15 protein-coding genes are annotated in these 19169 nt (G+C 70.9%); 8 read left to right on the top strand and 7 right to left on the bottom strand.

From position 1 onward, the window contains the following. Positions 1–202 precede the first annotated feature (202 nt). The 4 genes from ABKA19_RS03475 to ABKA19_RS03460 all read right to left on the bottom strand — a co-directional run bounded on the left by ABKA19_RS03475 (position 203) and on the right by ABKA19_RS03460 (position 6951). Positions 203–1462 (bottom strand): HlyD family secretion protein, encoded by a 1260-nt coding sequence (locus ABKA19_RS03475; protein ID WP_353687668.1) that lies wholly within the window; start codon positions 1460–1462, stop codon positions 203–205. Next, on the bottom strand, positions 1459–3609 hold the full coding sequence (locus ABKA19_RS03470) for a peptidase domain-containing ABC transporter (protein WP_353687667.1): 2151 nt from the start codon (positions 3607–3609) through the stop codon (positions 1459–1461). Before ABKA19_RS03470 ends, ABKA19_RS03475 begins: the two co-directional genes overlap by 4 nt. Before the next feature lie 41 nt (positions 3610–3650). Then, positions 3651–4265, bottom strand: coding sequence for a CPBP family glutamic-type intramembrane protease (locus tag ABKA19_RS03465; protein WP_353687666.1), 615 nt, complete (start codon positions 4263–4265; stop codon positions 3651–3653). Between the two features lie 391 nt (positions 4266–4656). Then, a complete protein-coding gene (locus tag ABKA19_RS03460) occupies positions 4657–6951 on the bottom strand; it encodes an NADP-dependent malic enzyme (protein ID WP_353687665.1) in 2295 nt (764 codons plus the stop codon). 264 nt (positions 6952–7215) lie between these two features. On the opposite strand from ABKA19_RS03460, the gene ABKA19_RS03455 reads away from it, so the two are divergent. Genes ABKA19_RS03455 through ABKA19_RS03435 form a run of 5 tightly spaced genes read left to right on the top strand, consistent with a single transcriptional unit; the run spans position 7216 to position 12645 of the window. Next, the gene (locus tag ABKA19_RS03455) at positions 7216–8487 is read left to right on the top strand and encodes an amino acid deaminase (protein WP_353687664.1); all 1272 of its coding nucleotides are present in this window, start codon (positions 7216–7218) and stop codon (positions 8485–8487) included. A gap of 24 nt (positions 8488–8511) precedes the next feature. Next, positions 8512–9873 carry a GntT/GntP/DsdX family permease gene (locus tag ABKA19_RS03450; RefSeq protein ID WP_353687663.1) on the top strand — a complete coding sequence of 454 codons (1362 nt, stop codon included), beginning with the start codon at positions 8512–8514 and terminating at the stop codon, positions 9871–9873. Continuing rightward, positions 9870–10742: a MurR/RpiR family transcriptional regulator gene (locus ABKA19_RS03445; protein ID WP_353687662.1), complete on the top strand. Its 873-nt coding sequence runs from the start codon at positions 9870–9872 to the stop codon at positions 10740–10742. The genes ABKA19_RS03450 and ABKA19_RS03445 overlap by 4 nt, the downstream gene beginning before the upstream one ends. 1 nt (position 10743) lies before the next feature. Next, positions 10744–12225 carry an N-acyl-D-amino-acid deacylase family protein gene (locus tag ABKA19_RS03440; protein WP_353687661.1) on the top strand — a complete coding sequence of 494 codons (1482 nt, stop codon included), beginning with the start codon at positions 10744–10746 and terminating at the stop codon, positions 12223–12225. Between the two features lie 27 nt (positions 12226–12252). Further along, complete coding sequence (locus ABKA19_RS03435) at positions 12253–12645, top strand: RidA family protein (RefSeq protein WP_353687660.1); 393 nt, start codon at positions 12253–12255, stop codon at positions 12643–12645. A 404-nt stretch (positions 12646–13049) separates the two neighbouring features. Here ABKA19_RS03435 and ABKA19_RS03430 read toward each other — a convergent pair whose 3' ends face one another. Beyond that, positions 13050–14321 carry a flavohemoglobin expression-modulating QEGLA motif protein gene (locus tag ABKA19_RS03430; protein ID WP_502945695.1) on the bottom strand — a complete coding sequence of 424 codons (1272 nt, stop codon included), beginning with the start codon at positions 14319–14321 and terminating at the stop codon, positions 13050–13052. Here ABKA19_RS03430 and ABKA19_RS03425 point away from each other — a divergent pair. Beyond that, positions 14230–14655, top strand: coding sequence for an MliC family protein (locus ABKA19_RS03425; protein ID WP_353687658.1), 426 nt, complete (start codon positions 14230–14232; stop codon positions 14653–14655). The two genes, ABKA19_RS03430 and ABKA19_RS03425, sit on opposite strands and share 92 nt — an antisense overlap. A 15-nt stretch (positions 14656–14670) precedes the next feature. Here the strand turns inward: ABKA19_RS03425 and rsgA are convergent, their stop codons facing one another. Continuing rightward, on the bottom strand, positions 14671–15789 hold the full coding sequence (rsgA, locus tag ABKA19_RS03420) for a ribosome small subunit-dependent GTPase A (RefSeq protein WP_353687657.1): 1119 nt from the start codon (positions 15787–15789) through the stop codon (positions 14671–14673). Between the two features lie 139 nt (positions 15790–15928). Further along, positions 15929–16906 carry an alpha/beta hydrolase gene (locus ABKA19_RS03415; RefSeq protein WP_353687656.1) on the bottom strand — a complete coding sequence of 326 codons (978 nt, stop codon included), beginning with the start codon at positions 16904–16906 and terminating at the stop codon, positions 15929–15931. Positions 16907–17209: 303 nt separating this feature from the next. Here ABKA19_RS03415 and ABKA19_RS03410 point away from each other — a divergent pair, with 303 nt between their 5' ends. Together ABKA19_RS03410 and ABKA19_RS03405 are read left to right on the top strand one after the other, a co-directional pair. Beyond that, positions 17210–18484, top strand: a complete 1275-nt coding sequence (locus tag ABKA19_RS03410) for a pyridoxal phosphate-dependent aminotransferase (protein WP_353687655.1) — start codon at positions 17210–17212, stop codon at positions 18482–18484. Positions 18485–18501: 17 nt separating this feature from the next. Then, on the top strand, positions 18502–19155 hold the full coding sequence (locus ABKA19_RS03405; protein WP_353687654.1) for an SGNH/GDSL hydrolase family protein: 654 nt from the start codon (positions 18502–18504) through the stop codon (positions 19153–19155). Positions 19156–19169 lie beyond the last annotated feature (14 nt).

The following is a 19169-nucleotide window of genomic DNA, read 5'->3' as shown; positions in this document are numbered from 1 at the left end:
GCCCATCCTTATGGGCGACCCGATGCCACCGATCGTAGGAGCCCATCCTCATGGGCGACCCGTGCCTCGCACCGGCAGGAACGTCGCCCGGGCCGGCGTCGTCTATGCGATGGGCACATCGTTCTTGCCTGCGGTGTCGGGTCGCCCATGAAGATGGGCTCCTACAGGGGAACCGCATCGGAGCCGAGCCGGCGGCGCCACCTCAATGGCGAGCTGCGGCCACGCCATCGCCGCCGCGCAGCGAGTACAGCGGTTCCAGCAGCCATTCGTGGAGCTTGCGGCGCTCGCCGAGGATGTCGGCTTCCAGCAGCATCCCCGGGCGCAGCGGTTCGGGCCTGCCGTAGGCCAGCACATCCTGGCGGTCCAGCGCGACCAGGATCCGGTAGTGCGGCTCGGACGACGGCGCGCCGGCGACAGGGGGAACCGCGCTGCGCGAGATGCGGGCCACGCGCCCGCCCTGGTGGCCGAACTTCTGGAACGGATAGGCCTGGTAGCGCAGCCGTACGCGGTCACCCGGCCGGATGAACCCGATCGCACGACTGGGCACCTGCAGCTGGGCCTGCAATCGCGCGCCCTCGGGCAACAGGCTCAGCAACGGCTGGCCGGCCTGCACCGCCTGGCCGGGCTCGACGAAGCGATGGGCGACCAGGCCCGCCAGCGGTGCCTTCACCAGCACGCCACCGTCGGCCTCATGGCGGTAACGCTCCTGGGCGAGCAACGCGTGTTCGCGTCGCGCGGTCGCCTCGATGGCTTCGCGCTGGGCCGGCAGCCCGGCCAGCGCCTGCTCCAGCCCGGCGATCTCGCGCGCCAGCGCAGTGGCCTGGCGTTCGAGCACCTGCCGCGCATTGAGCATCTCCAGCATCGCCTGTTCCTGCTGGCGCACCTGCACCACGCTGACATAGCCGGAGGCGGCGACCTCGCGGTAGCGGTCGGCGGTCTCGCGTCCCAGCCGCACCTGCGCGTCGCGCGTGGCGATGCCCGCGCGCACCTGGCCCAGCTCCGTGCGCAGCATCGCCAGCTGGCGATGCTGGCCCTGCTCCTGGACCGCCAGCTGCGCGAGTTGGGCCTGCGCCAACTGCGCGCTCGACGAATCGCGATCGTCCAGCCCACGGCCGATGACGGTGTGGGCATCGGCACCGCTCGCGGCGACGCGCGGCAGGTCGATTTGCACCAGCGCCTGGTCGCGGGCGACGCTGGCGCCCTCCTCGACCGTCATCCGGCCCACCATGCCCGACGTCGGGGCGACCATCGTGGACACGCCCAGGTCCGGCACCAGTTGGCCACCCACGCGCGAGCGGTGCGCGTATTCCCCGAACAGGAGCAGGCATGCGACCGCTCCCGCGGCCAGCAGCGCGAACACGGCTCCCACCCACACCGGCATGGGCTGCGCGAGGGAGATCCTGCCGAGCCAGTCCTGTCGCCGCGCCTGTACGACCTCCGGACGGAAGAGCGGCGCATTCATGCCGGCAGGCCAACGATCGACGAGCCGATCCCGCCGACGGACTCCATGGCCGGCGCGGTGGCGGCAGCGAGGCCATCCCTGCGGGGCCTCTCGCAGATCCGGCCATCGCGAAGCTCGAGCACCCGATCGGCGCTGGCGATGGTCTCGGGGCGATGGGCGATGATGATGCGGGTCAGCTGCAGGCGCCGGACCGCCTCGTTGACTTCGCGTTCGCGCCCGACATCGAGGTGGCTGGTCGCTTCGTCGAGCACCAGCAACTGCGGCTTCCGGTACAGGGCACGGGCGAGGATCACGCGCTGCTTCTGGCCGCCGGACAGGGTCGTGCCCATGTCGCCGATCAGGCTGTGGTAGCCCATGGGCATGGCGGCGATCTCGTCGTGCACGGCGGCCTGCCGGGCCGCTTCCTCGATCCGGAGCGGGTCCGCGTCTTCGTCGCCGAAAGCGATGTTGTCGGCGATGCTGCCGGCGAACAGATGGTCGTCCTGCATCACCGCCGCCACCAGCTTCCGGTAGGACGCACTGCCCAGCTGCCGGATGCCGATGCCGCCCCAGCGGATTCCGCCCTCGGTCGCCGGCAGCAGCCCCAGCAGCAGCTTGGCCAGTGTGGTCTTGCCGCAGCCGGAGGCACCGACGATGGCCACCGACTCGCCCGCGCCGATCCGGAAGCTGCAGTCACGCAGCACCCATGGCTCGCCCTCGGCATAGCGGAAGCCGAGCCCGACCGCCTCGATCGCCGCATCCGCCGGCGTCCCGGATTCCGGCAGGCCACCGTCGGACTCCGGCTCGGCCAGCACGATGTCGGCCAGGCGCTCGCCGTGCAGGCGCAACATGCGGAACTCGACCCCGCGGTCGATCAATGCCGCCACCCGCTGGGCGAACTGGTCCTTGTAGGCCAGGTACGCCACCAGCATGCCGACCGAGAACGCGCCATCCAGCGTCAGCAGCGCCCCCATCCAGATCACCGCCACCCGTTCGATGCCGAACACCAGCTGGCTGGCGGCCTGGAAGCCGATGCCCATGCGCGCCAGCCGCACCTCCCGATTGACCGTCTCGCCCATCAGGTTCAGCCAGGCCGACTGGCGGACCGGCTCGCAGCGCGCGACCTTGACCGACTGCATCCCGCGCAGGGTCTCCAGCAGGTGGCCTTCCTGGCGCGCCGCCGCCACGATCTGCTGCTCGGTCCCCTCGCGCAGGGCACCGAACGCCAGCAGCCGGATGCACAGGTACAGCAACGCGGCCACGAGCGTGACCAGGGCCAGCCGGGGGCTGTACAGCAACAGCATCGACACGGTGGCGGCCGCCATCATGCCGTCGATCACCACCTCGACGAACCCGGTGGTGACCGTTCGCTGGATCGCCTGCACGCTGCCGAAGCGCGAGACCACGTCGCCGACGTGGCGCTTCTCGAAGTAGCCGAGGGGCAGCCGGAGCAGATGCGCGAACACGCTGGCCGTCCATTGCATGCCCAGCTGCATGGACAGCGCCAGCACCGCCCAGCCCCGCAGCGCACCCGTGCCGACCTGGAGCAACGCCGACAGGCCGAAGCCGATTCCGAGCACCACCAGCAGGTCGCGGTCGCCCGCGACGAGCACCTGGTCGACCACCCATTGCATGAAGAAAGGCGCGAGCAGGACGAATATCTGCAGCACCAGCGAAAGCGCGAATACGACGGCCAGCGCGCGCCAGAAGCCCGATACCGGACCGGCAAGATGCCGCAGCGGGATCGACAGGGGCTGCCGCTCCGGCTTGAACCCGGCCGCCGGCGACAGCTCCAGCGCCACCCCGGTGAAATGGCGCGAAAGCTCCTCGGCGGAGACGCGCCGGCTGCCGCTCGCCGGATCGATGATCGAGGCGCCGCGGCCGTTCGCCTTTTCGAGGACCACGAAGTGGTTGAGGTCCCAGTGCAACAGGCATGGCGTGCGCAACTGCGCCAGCTCGCCCAGCTCAAGCCGCAACGCACGGCCCGACAACCCCAGCCGCCCGGCGACATCCAGCAGCCGCGACAGGCTGGCGCCTTTGAGCGAAAGCGGAAAACGGCGACGCAACTCGCGCAGCGGCAGCACCATCCCGTGGTGCGAGGCCACCATGGCCAGGCAGGCCAGTCCGCATTCGGCGGGCTCGGCCTGGAGGATGACAGTCCTTGTCATCATTCATCCTCTTTCTTAGATCACGTTTCTACGGCTCAACTTCAAGTGAAGAATCCGAAACCACCGCTGAAGTACCAAGTCATTACCAAGGCATTAATTACGCTGTGCACAAGGGCGCGCTGCAACGTACCAATCCCTTTCTCCAGCGCTAACCAGCAGAGCACCAACGAGACCAAGAACGACCATAGGATTGCATCCTTGTGAACCAAGGCAAAAACCAATGAAACAAGAAATGCGGAGATCCAATGGTTCGACAGTGCCGCTCCGCCACGCAGCAGAAGATGCCTAACGACCTTCTCCTCAAATATGGGTGCCGTGACTATTGAGCTGATAAGGCCAACAGCAATAGCCAGCTCGCTACCTTCCGGAAGATCAGGAAACTTCGTCCTACCCCATGCAAATGCGAATACCCAAAACAATGCCAAACACAAACCTATAGAAAATAGCGCCGCAACGCGCTTTACCGTCCACGACGCGACGTTCTTTTCCGGAAAGAACATGAAGAGGAGTATCGCGATCGAAGTTTCGGCTAGAGGCTTTGCACCGGCAACCTGAAAAGCTTCGCCTAAAGCAATCAACCCTCCAGCCACGATGGTCGCCACAACGCCAGCCAGCACATAGCACCAGGCAAGGCTTCGCGAGCCGGCCTCTGGCATCGAGGGCCATCGAAACTGAAATGAGGAAGAGCGCGAACGCTCTTCCTCGGGTTGGTTACTTGATGCGTTCAATGATGCCGGGCACCGTAAAGGGACTGGCAGCCAGGAAGTAGTACACCTTCGCACCGGCAGCGATCCAGTCCGATTCAGAGCCAGTGCATGACGCGGAAGGATTCGCCGACACCGTAACGGTACAGGTGAGTTCACCGCCCGAAACTTCCGAGAGCTCGACTGCAGAAAGACTACGCATGACATCCACTCCTTGGTTGTATGCATGACGGGCCACCCTGGTCCGCATGGCCGGCTTGGCCGGCCGCCTACCTATCGCACAAGCGCCTCGCCGGCGGGATAGTCCGACTCCGGATCCGGGGTCGGAAATCCCTGATCCGCATCACCCCTTCCGCTCCCCCTCCATCTGCGCCCGGATCTGCGCATCGACCGCGGCGATCGCGGTCATGTTCAGCACCCGGCGCGGGGTGGCGCTGGAGGTGAGGATGTGGACCGGCTTGCTGATGCCCATCAGGATCGGGCCGATGGCCACGCCCTCGGTGACCACGCGGACCATGTTGTAGGCGATGTTGGCCGAGTCCAGGTTGGGCAGCACGAACAGGTTGGCGCGGCCCTTGAGGGTGCTGTTGGGCATGATCTTCTGCCGCAGCAGCTCGTCCCAGGCGGTGTCGCCCTGCATCTCGCCATCGACATTGAGCTTGGGCACGCGCTTGAGCAGCAGCTCGCGCACGCGGCGCATCTTCAGCGCGCCGGGGGTCTCGTGGCTGCCGAAGTTGGAGTGCGACAGCAGGGCCACGCGCGGCTCGATGCCGAACAGCTTGAGCCGGTAGGCGGCCTGCAGGGTGGCCTCGGTGATCTGCTCGGCGGTGGGGTCGTCCTGGACGTGGGTATCGAGGAAGAACCACACGCCCTGGTTGTTGATCACCCCGGTCATGGCGGCGGTGGACTGCACGCCCGGGTCCAGGCCGATGACGCTGCGCACGTAGCCGAGCTTCTTGTGGAAGCGGCCGACCACGCCGGTGAGCAGGGCGTCGGCCTCGCCGCGGGCGACCATGACCGAGCCGATCAGGGTGGGCCGCGAGCGCATGAGGTTCTTGGCCGCCTGCACGGTCACGCCGCGGCGCTCGGTGATGGCGTGGTAGTGCTGCCAGTACTCGGTGAAGCGCGGGTCGTCGTCCTGGTTGGTGATCTCGAAGTCGACGCCGGCCTTCATCCGCAGGCCCAGGCGCTGGATCCGGCTCTCGATCACCTCCGGGCGGCCGATCAGGATCGGGAAGGCCACGCCCTCGTCGATCACCGTCTGCACCGCGCGCAGCACCACCTCCTCCTCGCCCTCGGCGTAGGCCACGCGCTTCTTGTCGGCGCGGGCGCGGTCGTAGACCGGCTTCATCATCAGGCTGGTGCGGTAGACGAACTGGCCCAGCTTCTCGCGGTAGGCGGCCATGTCCTCGATCGGGCGCTCGGCAATGCCCGAGTCCATCGCCGCCTGGGCCACCGCGGAGGACAGCTCGACCAGCAGACGCGGGTCGAACGGGCGCGGGATCAGGTACTCGCGGCCGAAGCTGGGGATGTCGTCGCCGTAGGCGCTGCCCAGGTCGGAAGCCTCGCGCCGGGCCAGCGCGGCGATCGCGTGCACGCAGGCGACCTTCATCGCCTCGTTGATGCCGGTGGCGCCCACGTCCAGCGCGCCGCGGAACAGGTACGGGAAGCACAGCGCGTTGTTGACCTGGTTCGGGTAGTCCGAACGGCCGGTGGCGACCACCGCATCCGGGCGCACGCGCTTGGCGTCCTCGGGCAGGATCTCCGGGTAGGGGTTGGCCAGGGCCAGGATGATGGGGTTGTCCGCCATCGTGGCGACCATTTCGGGCTTGAGCACGCCGCCGGCGGACAGGCCGAGGAAGACGTCGGCGCCCTTGACGATCTCCTCCAGGGTGCGCGCCTCGGTGTCGCGCGCGTAGCGCTGCTTGTCCGGGTCCAGGTCGGTGCGGCCGGTGTGGATCACCCCGCCGCGGTCGAAGGCGGTGATGTTCTCCGGCTTCAGGCCCAGCGAGACCAGCATGTCCACGCAGGAGACGCCGGCGGCGCCCATGCCGGTGGTGGCCAGCTTCACGTCCTCGATCTTCTTGCCGACCACGTGCAGCGCGTTGACCACCGCGGCGCCGACGATGATCGCGGTGCCGTGCTGGTCGTCGTGGAACACCGGGATATTCATCCGCTCGCGCAGCTTGCGCTCGACGATGAAGCACTCCGGCGCCTTGATGTCCTCCAGGTTGATGCCGCCGAAGGTCGGCTCCAGCGAGGCGATGATGTCGACCAGCTTGTCCGGGTCGTTCTCGTCGATCTCGATGTCGAACACGTCGATGCCGGCGAACTTCTTGAACAGCACGCCCTTGCCTTCCATCACCGGCTTGCTGGCCAGCGGGCCGATGTTGCCCAGGCCGAGCACGGCGGTGCCGTTGGTGACCACGGCCACCAGGTTGCCGCGGACTGTCAGCTCGCTGACCTGCCTGGGGTCCTCGACGATCGCCTCGCAGGCGTAGGCCACGCCGGGGGAGTAGGCCAGCGCCAGGTCGCGCTGGGTGAGCATCGCCTTGGTCGGGGCGACCTTGATCTTTCCGGGGCGCGGGTGGCGGTGGTAGTCGAGGGCGGCCTGCTTGAAGTCTTCTTGTTCGGACATGTCCGTCACGGCGAGGGGCAGGCACGGGATTCTACGCGGACCCCGCTGGCGGGGTCCCGGCTGTGGCCGCCGCGCGGGCTGACGGAATCGGCACAGGCGGTTGCGGCAAGGGGGTGACACCGGTTGCAGGCGGCTACCGGCCCGGATGGTGCGGGGCGGCGTGGCGCGGTCCGCGCGCCTCTCGTATGAAAAAGTTTTCCAGCCCCTGTGCGACGTGGTACATAGGTTGCGGGCAGGAAGGCGGGGGCCACGGGCCGGATCGGGATGCAACACGATAATTTGTTTCAGCCGGCGGGCGGTGAGTTGGCCGGCAAGGGCCTGGGCGCCGGCCAGGCGGTGTTCGACGCCAAGGAAGTCGCCGCGGCCGGCTGGCGCATCCTCGAGGGCGAGGTCAGCCTGCCGGTGGCGGTGCTGCGCGACTCGGCCCTGGCCCACAACCTGGACTGGATGCGCCGGTTCATGGCCGCCTACGGGGTCGAGCTGGCCCCGCACGGCAAGACCACCATGAGCCCGGAGCTGTTCGCGATGCAGCTGCAGGCCGGCGCCTGGGGCATCACCCTGGCGACCGCGCCGCAGGTGCGCGATGCCTGCCGCCACGGCGTGCGCCGGGTGCTGATGGCCAACCAGCTGGTCGACCGCGCCAACATGGCCATTGTCGCGGGCCTGCTGGCCGACCCGGGGTTCGAGTTCTGCTGCCTGGTCGACTCGGCGGCCAATGCCGATGCGCTGGGCGCGTTCTTCGCCGATCGCGGTCAGCGCCTGCGGCTGCTGCTGGAAGTGGGGGTGGCCGGCGGCCGCACCGGCGTGCGCGACGACACGCAGGCGCGCGAGGTGGTCGCGGCCGTCGCCCGCTGGCCGCAGTCGCTGGCGCTGGTCGGGGTGGAAACCTACGAAGGCGTGCTCAAGGACGAAGCCGGCGTGCGCGCCCTGCTCCGCCGCACGGTCGCCACGGTGCAGACGCTGCGCGAGGCCGGCGCGTTTGTCGAAGAGCAGGTGCTGCTCTCCGGTGCCGGCTCGGCCTGGTACGACGTGGTCGCCGAGGAATTCGCCGTGCTGGCCAAGGACCCCGGCGTGCGCGTGCTGCTGCGCCCGGGCTGCTATCTCACCCACGACGTGGGCGCGTATCGCGAAGCCGACGCGCGCATCCACGCCTCCAACCCGGTGGCACGGCAGATGGCCGAAGGCCTGCGCCCGGCGCTGCAGCTGTGGGCCTGCGTGCAATCGCGGCCCGAGCCCGGCCGGGCCATCGTCGGCCTGGGCAAGCGCGACGCGGCGTTCGACGCCGGCCTGCCGCTGCCGGCGCTGCACTACCGCGCCGGCGACGACGCGCCTCGCGACGCGCCGGCGCACTGGCGGCTGGGCGCGATGATGGACCAGCACGCGTTCCTCGAGCTGGCCGCCGATGACGACCTGCAGGTCGGCGACCTGCTGTGCTTCGACATCTCCCATCCGTGCCTGACCTTCGACAAGTGGCGGCACCTGCTGCGCGTGGACGACGCTTGGCGGGTGACCGGCGCGGTGCGCACCTGCTTCTGACGGAGCCTGCATGAGCGATCCCGCATGACCCCAGGAAGCCTGCTGCTGCTCTACGCCGCGATCGCGATCTGCGCGCTGGTCGTGCTGATCGCGCGCTACCGGCTCAATCCGTTCATCACCCTCACCCTGGTGTCGCTGGGCCTGGCCCTGGCCGCGGGCATGCCGGCCGGCGAGATCGTCGCTGCCTACGAGCAGGGCGTGGGCCGCACCCTGGGCCATATCGCCCTGATCGTGGCGCTGGGCACCATGCTCGGCAAGATGATGGCCGAGTCCGGCGGCGCCGAGCGCATCGCGCGCACGCTGATCGCGTGGTTCGGCCCGAGGAACGTGCACTGGGCGATGATGCTGGTGGCGTTCGGCATAGGGCTTCCGATCTTCTTCGAGGTCGGCTTCGTGCTGCTGGTGCCGATCGTGTTCAACGTCGCCCGCCGCACCGGAGTACCGCTGCTGCTGGTCGGGCTGCCGATGGTCGCCGGACTGTCGGTGGTGCACGGGCTGGTTCCGCCCCATCCGGCGGCCATGCTGGCGGTGAAGGAATACCAGGCCGACGTCGGCCAGACCGTGTTCTACGCGCTGCTGGTCGGCCTGCCGACCGCGGCGCTGGCCGGGCCGGTGTTCGCCAGGTTCGTCGCCCCGCGCGTACGGCTGCCGGCGCACAACCCGATGGAAGCGGCACTGCTGGACGCAGGCCACGGCCGCGTGCCGGACGAACAGTTGCCCGGCTTCGGCATCACCGTCGCCACCCTGCTGCTGCCGGTGGGGCTGATGCTGCTGGGCGGCTGGGCCGACGTGCTGGCCACGCCGGGCACCCAGGCCAACGAATGGCTGCGCTTCCTCGGCAATTCGGTGGTGGCGCTGCTGCTGGCCACGCTGCTGAGCTTCGTCACCCTGGGCCTGATGCGCGGCTTCAACCGCGAGCAGATCCTGAAGTTCTCGCAGGAGTGCCTGGCGCCGACCGCGGCGATCACCCTGCTGGTCGGCGCCGGCGGCGGACTCAACGGGATCCTGGTCAAGACCGGCGTGGCCGCGGAGATCACCGCGCTGTCGCAGCGCTTCGAGCTGTCGCCGCTGCTGATGGGCTGGACCGTGGCCGCGCTGATGCGCATTGCCACCGGCTCGGCGACGGTGGCGATGAGCACCGCCGCGGGGATAGTGGCTCCGATCGCGCTGGCCGCCGGCTACCCGCACCCGGAACTGCTGGTGCTGGCCACCGGCGCCGGCTCGCTGATCCTGTCGCATGTCAACGACGGCGGCTTCTGGCTGATCAAGGAGTACTTCAACATGTCGGTGGCGCAGACGTTCAAGACTTGGACGGTGCTGGAGACGCTGGTATCGCTGGTCGCACTGGCGCTGACCGCGCTGCTGGCGACGGTGCTGGGCGCGTGACCGTGCACGATTTCGTCTACCAGCTGCGCCAGCGCCTGGACGGTTTCAGCCCGGTGGAGCGGCGCGTCGCCGATGCGATCCTGGCCGACATCCCGGCCGCGGCGCAGTCGGGCGTGGGCGAGCTGGCCGCGCGCGCCGGGGTGAGCGTGGCCGCCGTGTCGCGCTTCGCCAAGGCGGTCGGCTGCGCCCATGTACGCGAGTTGCGCGCTCGCCTGGCCGAGGCCGGCGCGGTCGGCCGGCGCTTCCTCGAGCAGGCCGACGCGCCGCCGCTGCCGGCGCTGCACGCGCAGATCGCCGGCGACGTCGAAGCGGTGGTGCGCCGCAACCTGGCCGGCCTGGCCGAGCCGGTGGTCGGCTCGCTGGCGCAGGCGCTGGCCGGCGCGCGCCGCGTGCACGTGTTCGGCATGGGCGGCAGCTCGGCGGTGTTCGCGCAGGAACTGCAGCACCGGCTCACCCGCCTGGGCCTTCCCGCCGCCGCCTGCAGCGACGCGGTGGCCATGCGCATGCTCGCCGCGGCGATGGAGCCGGGCGACGTGGTGGTCGCGCTGTCGGTGGGCGGGCTCAACCCGGAACTGCGCGAGGCACTCGAAATCGCCCGCGGCTACGGCGCGCGGCTGGCGGCGATCACCCGCGCCGGCACGCCGCTGGCCGCGCAGGCCGAATGGCTGCTGCCGCTGGTGCTGGACGAGACCGATTTCGTGTTCAAGCCCTCGGCCTCGCGCTACGCGGTGCTGCTGGCGATCGACGTGCTGGCCACCACCGTGGCCCTGTGCGATGCGGCCGGCAACCGCGAGCGGCTGCGCCGGACCAAGCTGGCGCTGGACAACTGGCGCGGCGGCGGCGACGAACGCCTGCCGCTGGGGGACTGACGTGGGCCGCAAGCGCTCCCCTGCCCGCCATGACTACGACCTGGTCGTGCGCGGCGCGTGCGTGTACGACGGCAGCGACGCGCCGGGCGCGGTCGTCGATGTCGGCGTGCGCGACGGCTGCATCGTCGCGGTCGGCACGGTCGAGGGCAGCGCCGGCGAGACCGTCGACGGCAACGGGCTGGCGCTGGCCCCGGGCTTCATCGACGTGCACACCCACGACGACCTGGAAGTGATCCGCCAGCCGGCGATGCCGGCCAAGCTGAGCCAGGGCGTGACCACGGTGGTGGTGGGCAACTGCGGGATCAGCGCCAGCCCCGTGCGGCCGGGCGGCGGCGCGGGTGGCGGCGGTGGTGGCGGCGTCCCGGATCCGATGAACCTGCTCGGCGCCGACGAAGAGTTCGCCTATCCGCGCTTCGCCGACTACCGCGCGGCGGTCGAGGCGGCGCGCCCGGCGGTGAACGTGGCCGCGCTGGTCGGCCACACCGCGCTGCGCCAGAACCACATGGACCGCCTCGACCGTGCCGCCAGCAAGGCGGAGATCGCGGCCATGCGCGCGCAACTGCGCGAAAGCCTGGACGCCGGCGCGCTTGGGCTGAGTACCGGCCTGGCCTACGCCTCGGCGCTGCAGGCCCCGGACAGCGAGGTGCTGGCGCTGTCGGAGGAACTGGATGGCCGGCGCCATGCCTATGCCACCCACCTGCGCGACGAGTTCGCGCGGATCGTGCCGGCGATGGAAGAGGCGGTGGCGGTCGGCCGCCACAGCGGCGCGCCGGTGCGGATCTCGCACCTCAAGTGCGCCGGCGTGGACAACTGGGGCCGCAGCGGCGAAGTGCTGGCCGCGCTGGAGCATGGCGCGGACGGCCACGACGTGGCCTGCGACTGCTATCCCTACGCGGCCAGTTCCTCGACCCTGGACCTGAAACAGGTGACCGGCGACTACGACATCCTGGTCACCTGGTCGGACCCGCATCCGGACCAGGGCGGCCGCCTGCTGGCCGATATCGCCGCCGACTGGCACACCACGCTGGTCGGCGCGGCCCGGCGGCTGCAGCCGGCCGGCGCGGTCTACCACTGCATGGACGAGGCGGACGTCCGCCGGATCCTGGCCCACCCGCTGACCATGATCGGTTCCGACGGCCTGCCGCGCGACCCGCGCCCGCATCCGCGGCTGTGGGGCACCTTCCCGCGCGTGCTCGGCCATTACGTGCGCGATGCGGGGCTGTTCCCGCTGCACACCGCCGTGCACAAGATGACCGGCCTGCCGGCCTCGCGCTTCGGCCTGCACGACCGCGGTGTGATCCGCGCCGGCATGGCCGCCGACCTGGTGCTGTTCGACCCGGCCACGGTGCGCGACGTGGCCGACTTCCACGATCCGGTGCAGCCGGCCGCGGGCATCCACGCGGTGTGGGTCAACGGCCGCCGCGCCTACGACGGCCAGGCCGTGGCTACCGGGCGCCACGGCCGCTTCCTCGCGCCGCGCTGACTTCCTTCCGTTCCCAGGAGACGATCCATGAGCGACATCATCCGCTACGGCGCCGAGGGCGGCACCGGCCAGGGCCGGCAGCACATGCCGTTCTCGCGCGCCGTGCAGGCCGACGGCTGGCTGTATGTGTCGGGGCAGGTACCGATGCGCGACGGCGAGCTGGTCACCGGCAACGTTACCGAGCAGGCGCACGTGGTGATCCAGTCGCTGCTGGCGATCCTGGCCGAGGCCGGCTACGGTCCGGAGCACGTGGTCCGCTGCGGGGTGTGGCTGGACGATGCGCGCGACTTCTACGCGTTCAACAACGTGTTCCGGCACTACTTCGGCGAGCACCCTCCGGCGCGCGCCTGCGTGGAATCGCGGATGGTGGTGGACTGCAAGGTCGAGGTGGACTGCGTGGCGTACAAGCGGCCGGCGTGATCACGCTGCTCCTGCCGGTTCGTCGGCGACCCGGCGCCACTGGCAAAGGGGGAGCGGCTCGCGGACCGGGCGGCGCGGTCGCCCATGAGGATGGGCTTCTACAGGGACGCGCACGCCGCGCAACCAATCGCGCACCGCCACGCTTCCCGTGTAGTCGCCCATGAGGATGGGCTCCTACGGGGGCGTACGCGCCGCCAGGGGCATGCGCACCGGCACCGACGCGCCGGCGAGGACGTGGGCACTGCGGCGCCTGCAGGGAGGTCCGCAGCGCCGCGCTGTTTGTAGGAGCCGATTCATCGGCGACCCGGCGACGCCCCGCATTGGCGATGCCGTCGCGGACCGGGCGGCACCCTCGCCCATGAGGATGGGCTCCTACAAGGACACGCGCGCCGCCGCGGTTGACGTCAATCCAGCGGGCAGTCGGCGATCCGGTCCATCCGGATGCGGTTGGCGAACAGCGAGAACGCGAGCATGCCGGCCAGGCCGCTGGCGCGGTGCGCCCACGGCGGCAGCCAGCGCGGCGGCGCGAGGGTGCCGTCATCGAACAGCGGTTCGAAGCGGACCAGGTCGTCCAGGGTCATCTTGCCGGCGAACAGCCAGCGGCACAGGCGCAGCCGGTCCTGCTGCAGCGCGCGGCGGAAGAAGGTGTGCACGCCGATCAGCCCGCGCAGATACACGGTGTCCTTGGTGAAGGCGTGGCCGCCGGTAAGCGGCACGCCGCGGAACACGCGCTGGGCCGAGACGAAGCTCTCCGCCTCGTTCTGCCCACCATCGAGGAAGTAGCGGAACACCTGCAGGAAGTCGGCGCCCTCCAGCGCCATGGCCACCGCCTCGATGCGCAGGCTGATCCGCTTCATGCGCTCGATGTCGATGCTGCCGGTGATCTGCTCGGCGAACGTGGCCAGGCCCTCCTGGGTGGCGGTGACCCGCGGCGAGGCCAGGCCCAGGCTGCGCAGGTGCGGCTGCTCGCGGCCGTTGATCGCGGTGAGCGAGTGCACCAGCGCCTCGTGGTGGAACAGCTGGCGGCGGTCGTAATCGCTGAAGGCGGCGCCGGCGCGCAGGCGGATCCGCGACGGCCCGGCGGCGGCCTTGGCGATCAGCTCCGGATCCAGCTCCACCGTGATTACGCGCGCGCCGAAGAACCCGTCCAGGTCGCGCTGCAACTGCAGCGACAGCGCGGTCGCCGAGATCGGCACCTGTTCCTGCGGCGCGAGCAGCTCGTGGTCCAGCTCGCTGGCGATCTGGATGAAGTGCCCCGCGGCCTCGCGTGCGGTGGGGCCGTCGCCGGGCAGCACCTCGTCCGGGCGGCCGAACAGCGCGATCGACTCGGTGCAGGCCTGCGCCGTGCCCAGCACCTCCAGCAGTGCGGCGGCGCGGCTCCAGCTGGCCGCGGATTCGCGCAGGTAGTCGCCGAGCGGATGGCCGGGCTCGGCCGCGATGGCGATCGCGTCCAGTTCGCGCCGTTGCGCGCTGAAGTCCAGTGGCCGATAGGCGACCTCCGGCAACGCCGCCACGCCGCGATGCCAGCGCTCCAGGAACCTGACCTGGACCCGGGCCGGCCAGCTGGCCAGCGCCAGCAGGCGGATGTCGCGCACCGCCTCGACCATGCGCGCGTCGAGCGCGGCGTGGTGGACCACGTCGCGCGGCGCGCCGGTCATGATGGCGGGCCCGCTCATCCGGCCAACCGGGCTCGCAGGCCGGCGAGGGGCAAAGCGACCACGCGGATGGGCAGGGGCATCGGCATACGCTGGCGCAGGAGGTCGCAGCCAGTCTAGCCAAGCCGTCCGCCGGCCGGCATTCACGGCGGGGAAACGCCCGCGCGGGAACTCTGCTGGCGAGCCGCTTGCCCTGGCCATCGGCGACCGGGTCCTCACCCTGCCGCTGGCGGTGTCGGGTTCCGGTGCGCGCTACGCCGACGCCCAGGGCAACGAGCTGTGGACCAAGGGCATGGAGGACGGCAGGTTGACCCTGGCCGGCGAGTCGCCGCGCACCTGCGTTGCGGCGGAGTAGCCGCCCGGCCGCGCGTCAGCGGCGCGGGTACTTCTCGTCGATGCGCTTGCGCAGCGCCTTGTTCTGCACGCGCGCGTCGGACTTCTGCGCCAGCCGGGTGGCCAGGCGGTCGGCGGCGCCGGCGATCTCGTCGCGCAGCTTGAGGTAGTTGGCAACCCGCGCCGGGTCCAGCGCACCGGCCTCGATCGCCGCGCGGATCGCGCAGCCCGGTTCGCTGCGATGGGCGCAGTCGCTGAAGCGGCATTGCGCGGCGACCGCCTCGATGTCGGCGAAGCCGCCGTCGGCGAGTTCTTCCTCGCCGGTGGGCTTGAGCTCGCGCATGCCGGGGGTGTCGATCAGGCAGGCGCCCGACGGCAGCGCGATCAGCGCGCGGTGGGTGGTGGTGTGGCGGCCGCGCGAATCGTGCTCGCGCACCGCGCTGGTGCGCATGCGTTCCTCGCCGAGCAGGCTGTTGGTCAGGGTCGACTTGCCCGCGCCGGAGGAACCGACCAGCACCGCGGTGCACCCCGGCGCCAGCCACGGCGCCAGCGCGGCGACCGCGTCGCCGTCCTTGGCGTTGAGCGCCAGCACCGGCACGCCCTGCGCGCGCAGGTCGGCCAGCGCGGCCAGTGCGCTGTCGACGTCGGCGCCCTCGCGGTCGGCCTTGGTCAGGACCACGACCGGCTGCACGCCGCCACCGCCGACCAGCAGCAGGTAGCGCTCGATCCGGCGCGGGTTGAAGTCCGCGTCCAGGCCGCAGACCACGAACGCGGTATCGACATTGGCCGCGATCACCTGCTGCTGGTAGTGCTCGCCGGCCGCGGCGCGCTTGATCGCGCTGCGCCGCGGCAGCAGGGCCAGGATCCGGCGGCCGTCGTGCAGCACCCAGTCGCCGACCGCGGCGCGTTCGTGCAGTGGGATGCCGTCGGCGGTGAATACCGGGCGACGCTGCCATTCCGGCGGCGACTCGGCGCGGAAACCCGTGTCGGGGGCGTCGGCGAGCACGTAGCCGGTGCGGTGCTGTTCGCTCACCCGCGCCGGGCGGGCGCCGGGATGGCCCGCCGCCAGCGCCTGCCAGTCCGTGTCCTCCGCTTCGCCCACCCACGGCCAGCCGATGCGGCGCAGGGAGGGGTAGTCGGGGGCGGCAGGCGTCATTGGCGCATTGTAGTCAGCCCCGGGCGACGAACCCAGCGGAACGGACCGACGCCCTGCCCCCTCGTACGAACAGGTGCCGTGTCACGCACGCGGGTCCGGCGGCAGGCACGCCGACCTGCCGGCTGCCCCGGGCGGTGGTTCAGTCCGCGGCGGCGGTGGCGCGCCCGTCGCGATCGAGCAGGCCGTGCATGGCCAGCCAGCGCACGTAGGCATCGAACCAGCCGGTGCTGGTGGTGGTCTTCGGGTACATGCCGAAGCCGTGCCCGCCCTGCTCGTAGAAGTGGAACTCGACCGGGCGCTTGGCCGCGCGCCAGCTTTCGACCAGCCCGAAGCCGCTGTTGGCGAACAGGCCGTCGTCGGCGGCCAGGGCGATGAACAGCGGCGGCGCATCGGCCGGCACGGCCACCGGCGCCAGCGGGCCGTAGATGTTGGCGATGAACGCCGGCTTGGCCTCTTCGCCGGCCAGGGTAGTGGCCATGGTCAGCATGGCGCCGGCGGAAAAACCGACCATGCCGATCCGCTGCGGATCCACGCCCCACTCGTCGGCGCGCGCACGCACCAGCGCGAAGGCGGCGCGGGCATCGGCGATCTGCGGGCCCAGGCCGGCGATCGCCTCGGCCGGATCCGGGCGCCGTGGCGGGCCGCCGGCGAACATCTCGCGCATCGATTGCGCGAAGGCGTCCATGTCGGCCGGGGTCTGGTTGAGCCGGTACTTCAGCACGAACGCGGCCACGCCTCGGTCGGCCAGCGCGCGGGCCACGTCCCAGCCCTCGTTCTCCATCGACAGGGTGCGGAAGCCGCCGCCCGGGGCGACGATCACGGCGGTGCCGGTGGCCTTGGCCGGGTCGGGCAGGAACGGGGTCAGGGTGGCCACGGTGACGTTGCGCGCGAAGACCCTCTCGTACTGGCGATGCCACGACTCGGCGGTGCCGGCCCCCGGCAAGGCACCGGTGCCCAGTTCGATGGCATCTGGCTGGGCCGGGATCGCGATCGGGACCATCGCGTCGTCCTGCGCCCGTGCGGCCGGCACGGCGGACAACCCGGCCAGAGCGAACAGCCAGGCCGCCGCGTGGGCGAACGCGGCAGTGCGCAGGAGCGCGCGGGGAGTGGACGTCATCGGGTTGCCTCCAGGATGGGACGATTCGAGTACGGATGCATGCGCGCTGGCGAGCATAGGCCAGCGTCCGCGGCGCAGTGATCAGGAGTTGCGTGGCCGACATAACGCCTTGGTGATGGCTGTGCGGCGCGGAATGGGCGCACCGGCCTGCGGCCCCCCCATCCGCGGCCCGGCCCGGGCTCCGTTGCGACAGAAACAGATCGCGCCGGCGCGGCCGTGCCGTCCCCAATGGCAACAGGCACTTGCGGGCGCTTTTTTCGCTACCATGCGAACCTCTTCCCCACCCCCCGCCGGCGTGCCGCCATGTCCACCGAGAAACCGCTCAGCGTCCGCGAGCGCCTGTCAGAAGTCCGCTACGAGATCCGCGGAGAACTGGCCCGGCGAGCGCATGCGCTGGAGGCGGAAGGACGCACGCTGATCAAGCTCAACATCGGCAATCCCGGCGCGTTCGGTTTCCGCGCCCCCGCGCACCTGCAGCGGGCGATCATCGACGACATCGACCACACCGACCCCTACACCCACCAGCTCGGCCTGCCGGCCGCGCGCGAGGCGCTGGCCTCGGCCTACCGCGCGCGCAACGCGCCACACGTGGACAGCGACCGGGTGTTCGTCGGCAACGGCGTGTCCGAGCTGATCGACATGACCCTGCGCGCCCTGCTCAATCCGGGCGACGAAGTACTGGTGCCCTCGCCCGACTACCCGCTGTGGTCGGCGGCCACCATCCTCAACGACGGCCGCCCGGTGTACTACCGCTGCGCGCCGGAGAACGGCTTCCTGCCCGACCCGGTCGAGGTCGAGGGCCTGGTCTCCTCGCGCACCCGCGCGATCGTGCTGATCAATCCGAACAACCCGACCGGCGCGGTCTACCCGCGCGAGCTGCTCGAGCGCCTGGTCGCCATCGCCCAGCGCCACAACCTGCTGCTGCTGGTCGACGAGATCTACGACCAGGTGCTGTACGACGGCGCCGCGTTCGAGCCGCTGGCGCCGATCGCCGGCGACCACCCGTGCATCACCTTCAGCGGCCTGAGCAAGGTCCATCGCGCCTGTGGCTGGCGGGTCGGCTGGGCCGTGCTCACCGGCACCCGCGAGCGCACCTCCGAGTACCGCAACGCGCTGGACCTGCTGTCGGGCCTGCGCCTGTGCGCCAACGTCGCCGGCCAGTACGCGATCGCCGCGGCGGTCAACGGCCCGGACACGATCAGCGAACTGTGCGCGCCCGGTGGGCGCCTGTACGAGACCCGGCGCGCGGTGATCGAGGCCTGCGCGGCCAGCGAGCACCTGCGCCTGGTCGAACCGGCCGGCGCGCTGTACGCGTTCCCCTCGGTGGTCGGCCCGGCCGCGCGCGGCTTCGACGACCACCAGTTCGCGCTGGAGCTGCTGGAGACCGAGGGCGTGCTGATCGTGCCCGGCTCCAGCTTCAACGTGCCCTACCGCGACCATTTCCGCGTCACCCTGCTGCCGCAGGCCGGGGTGATGGGCGAGGTGTTCGGGCGTATCGACCGTGCGCTGGCGCGCCGTGCCGAAGCGGCGACCAAGGTCGTGCCGCTGAAGGCCAAGTCGCGCACCGCGGCGGCCTGAGCACGACCCGTCGCGCGATGACCGGCACGGCCGATCCGACCTCCGCCGCCGCACCGGCCTACCTGGCACTCGGCGATTCCTACACCATCGGTGAAGGCGTCGAGCCGGCCGGGCGCTGGCCGGTGCAGCTGGCCGCCGCCTTGCGTGGCGAAGGCATCGCGGTCGCCGATCCGCGGATCATCGCCACCACCGGCTGGACCACCGACGAACTGGATGCGGGCATCGACAGCGCGCACTCGCAGGCGGCGATCGGCCACGACCATGCGCTGGTCAGCCTGCTGGTCGGGGTCAACAACCAGTACCGCGGCCGGCCGCTGGACGAGTTCCGCGTCCAGTTCGCCGCGTTGCTGCAGCGGGCGGTCGCCTTCGCCGGCGGCGAACCGCGGCGGGTGCTGGTGCTGGCGATCCCCGACTGGGGCGTGACCCCGTTCGCCTTCGCCCAGTCCCGCGATGCCGGCCTGGTCGGCGCGCAGGTTGACGCGTTCAACGCGGTCTGCCGCGAGGAGGCCGCACGCGCCGGCGCGCACTGGATCGACATCGCCCCGGTGAGTCGCGCCCGCGGCGGCGAGGCCGGGATGCTGGTCGACGACGGCCTGCATCCGTCGGCGGCGATGTACGCGCTGTGGACCGCGCTGGCGCTGCCCGCCGCGCGGCAGGCGCTGGGCCGGTGATCGATGCGTCCGCC

It is taken from the genome of Pseudoxanthomonas sp. Soil82 (genome assembly GCF_040446535.1).
GTDB lineage: Bacteria > Pseudomonadota > Gammaproteobacteria > Xanthomonadales > Xanthomonadaceae > Pseudoxanthomonas > Pseudoxanthomonas kaohsiungensis.
This window is presented reverse-complemented; position numbering and strand designations above follow the sequence as displayed.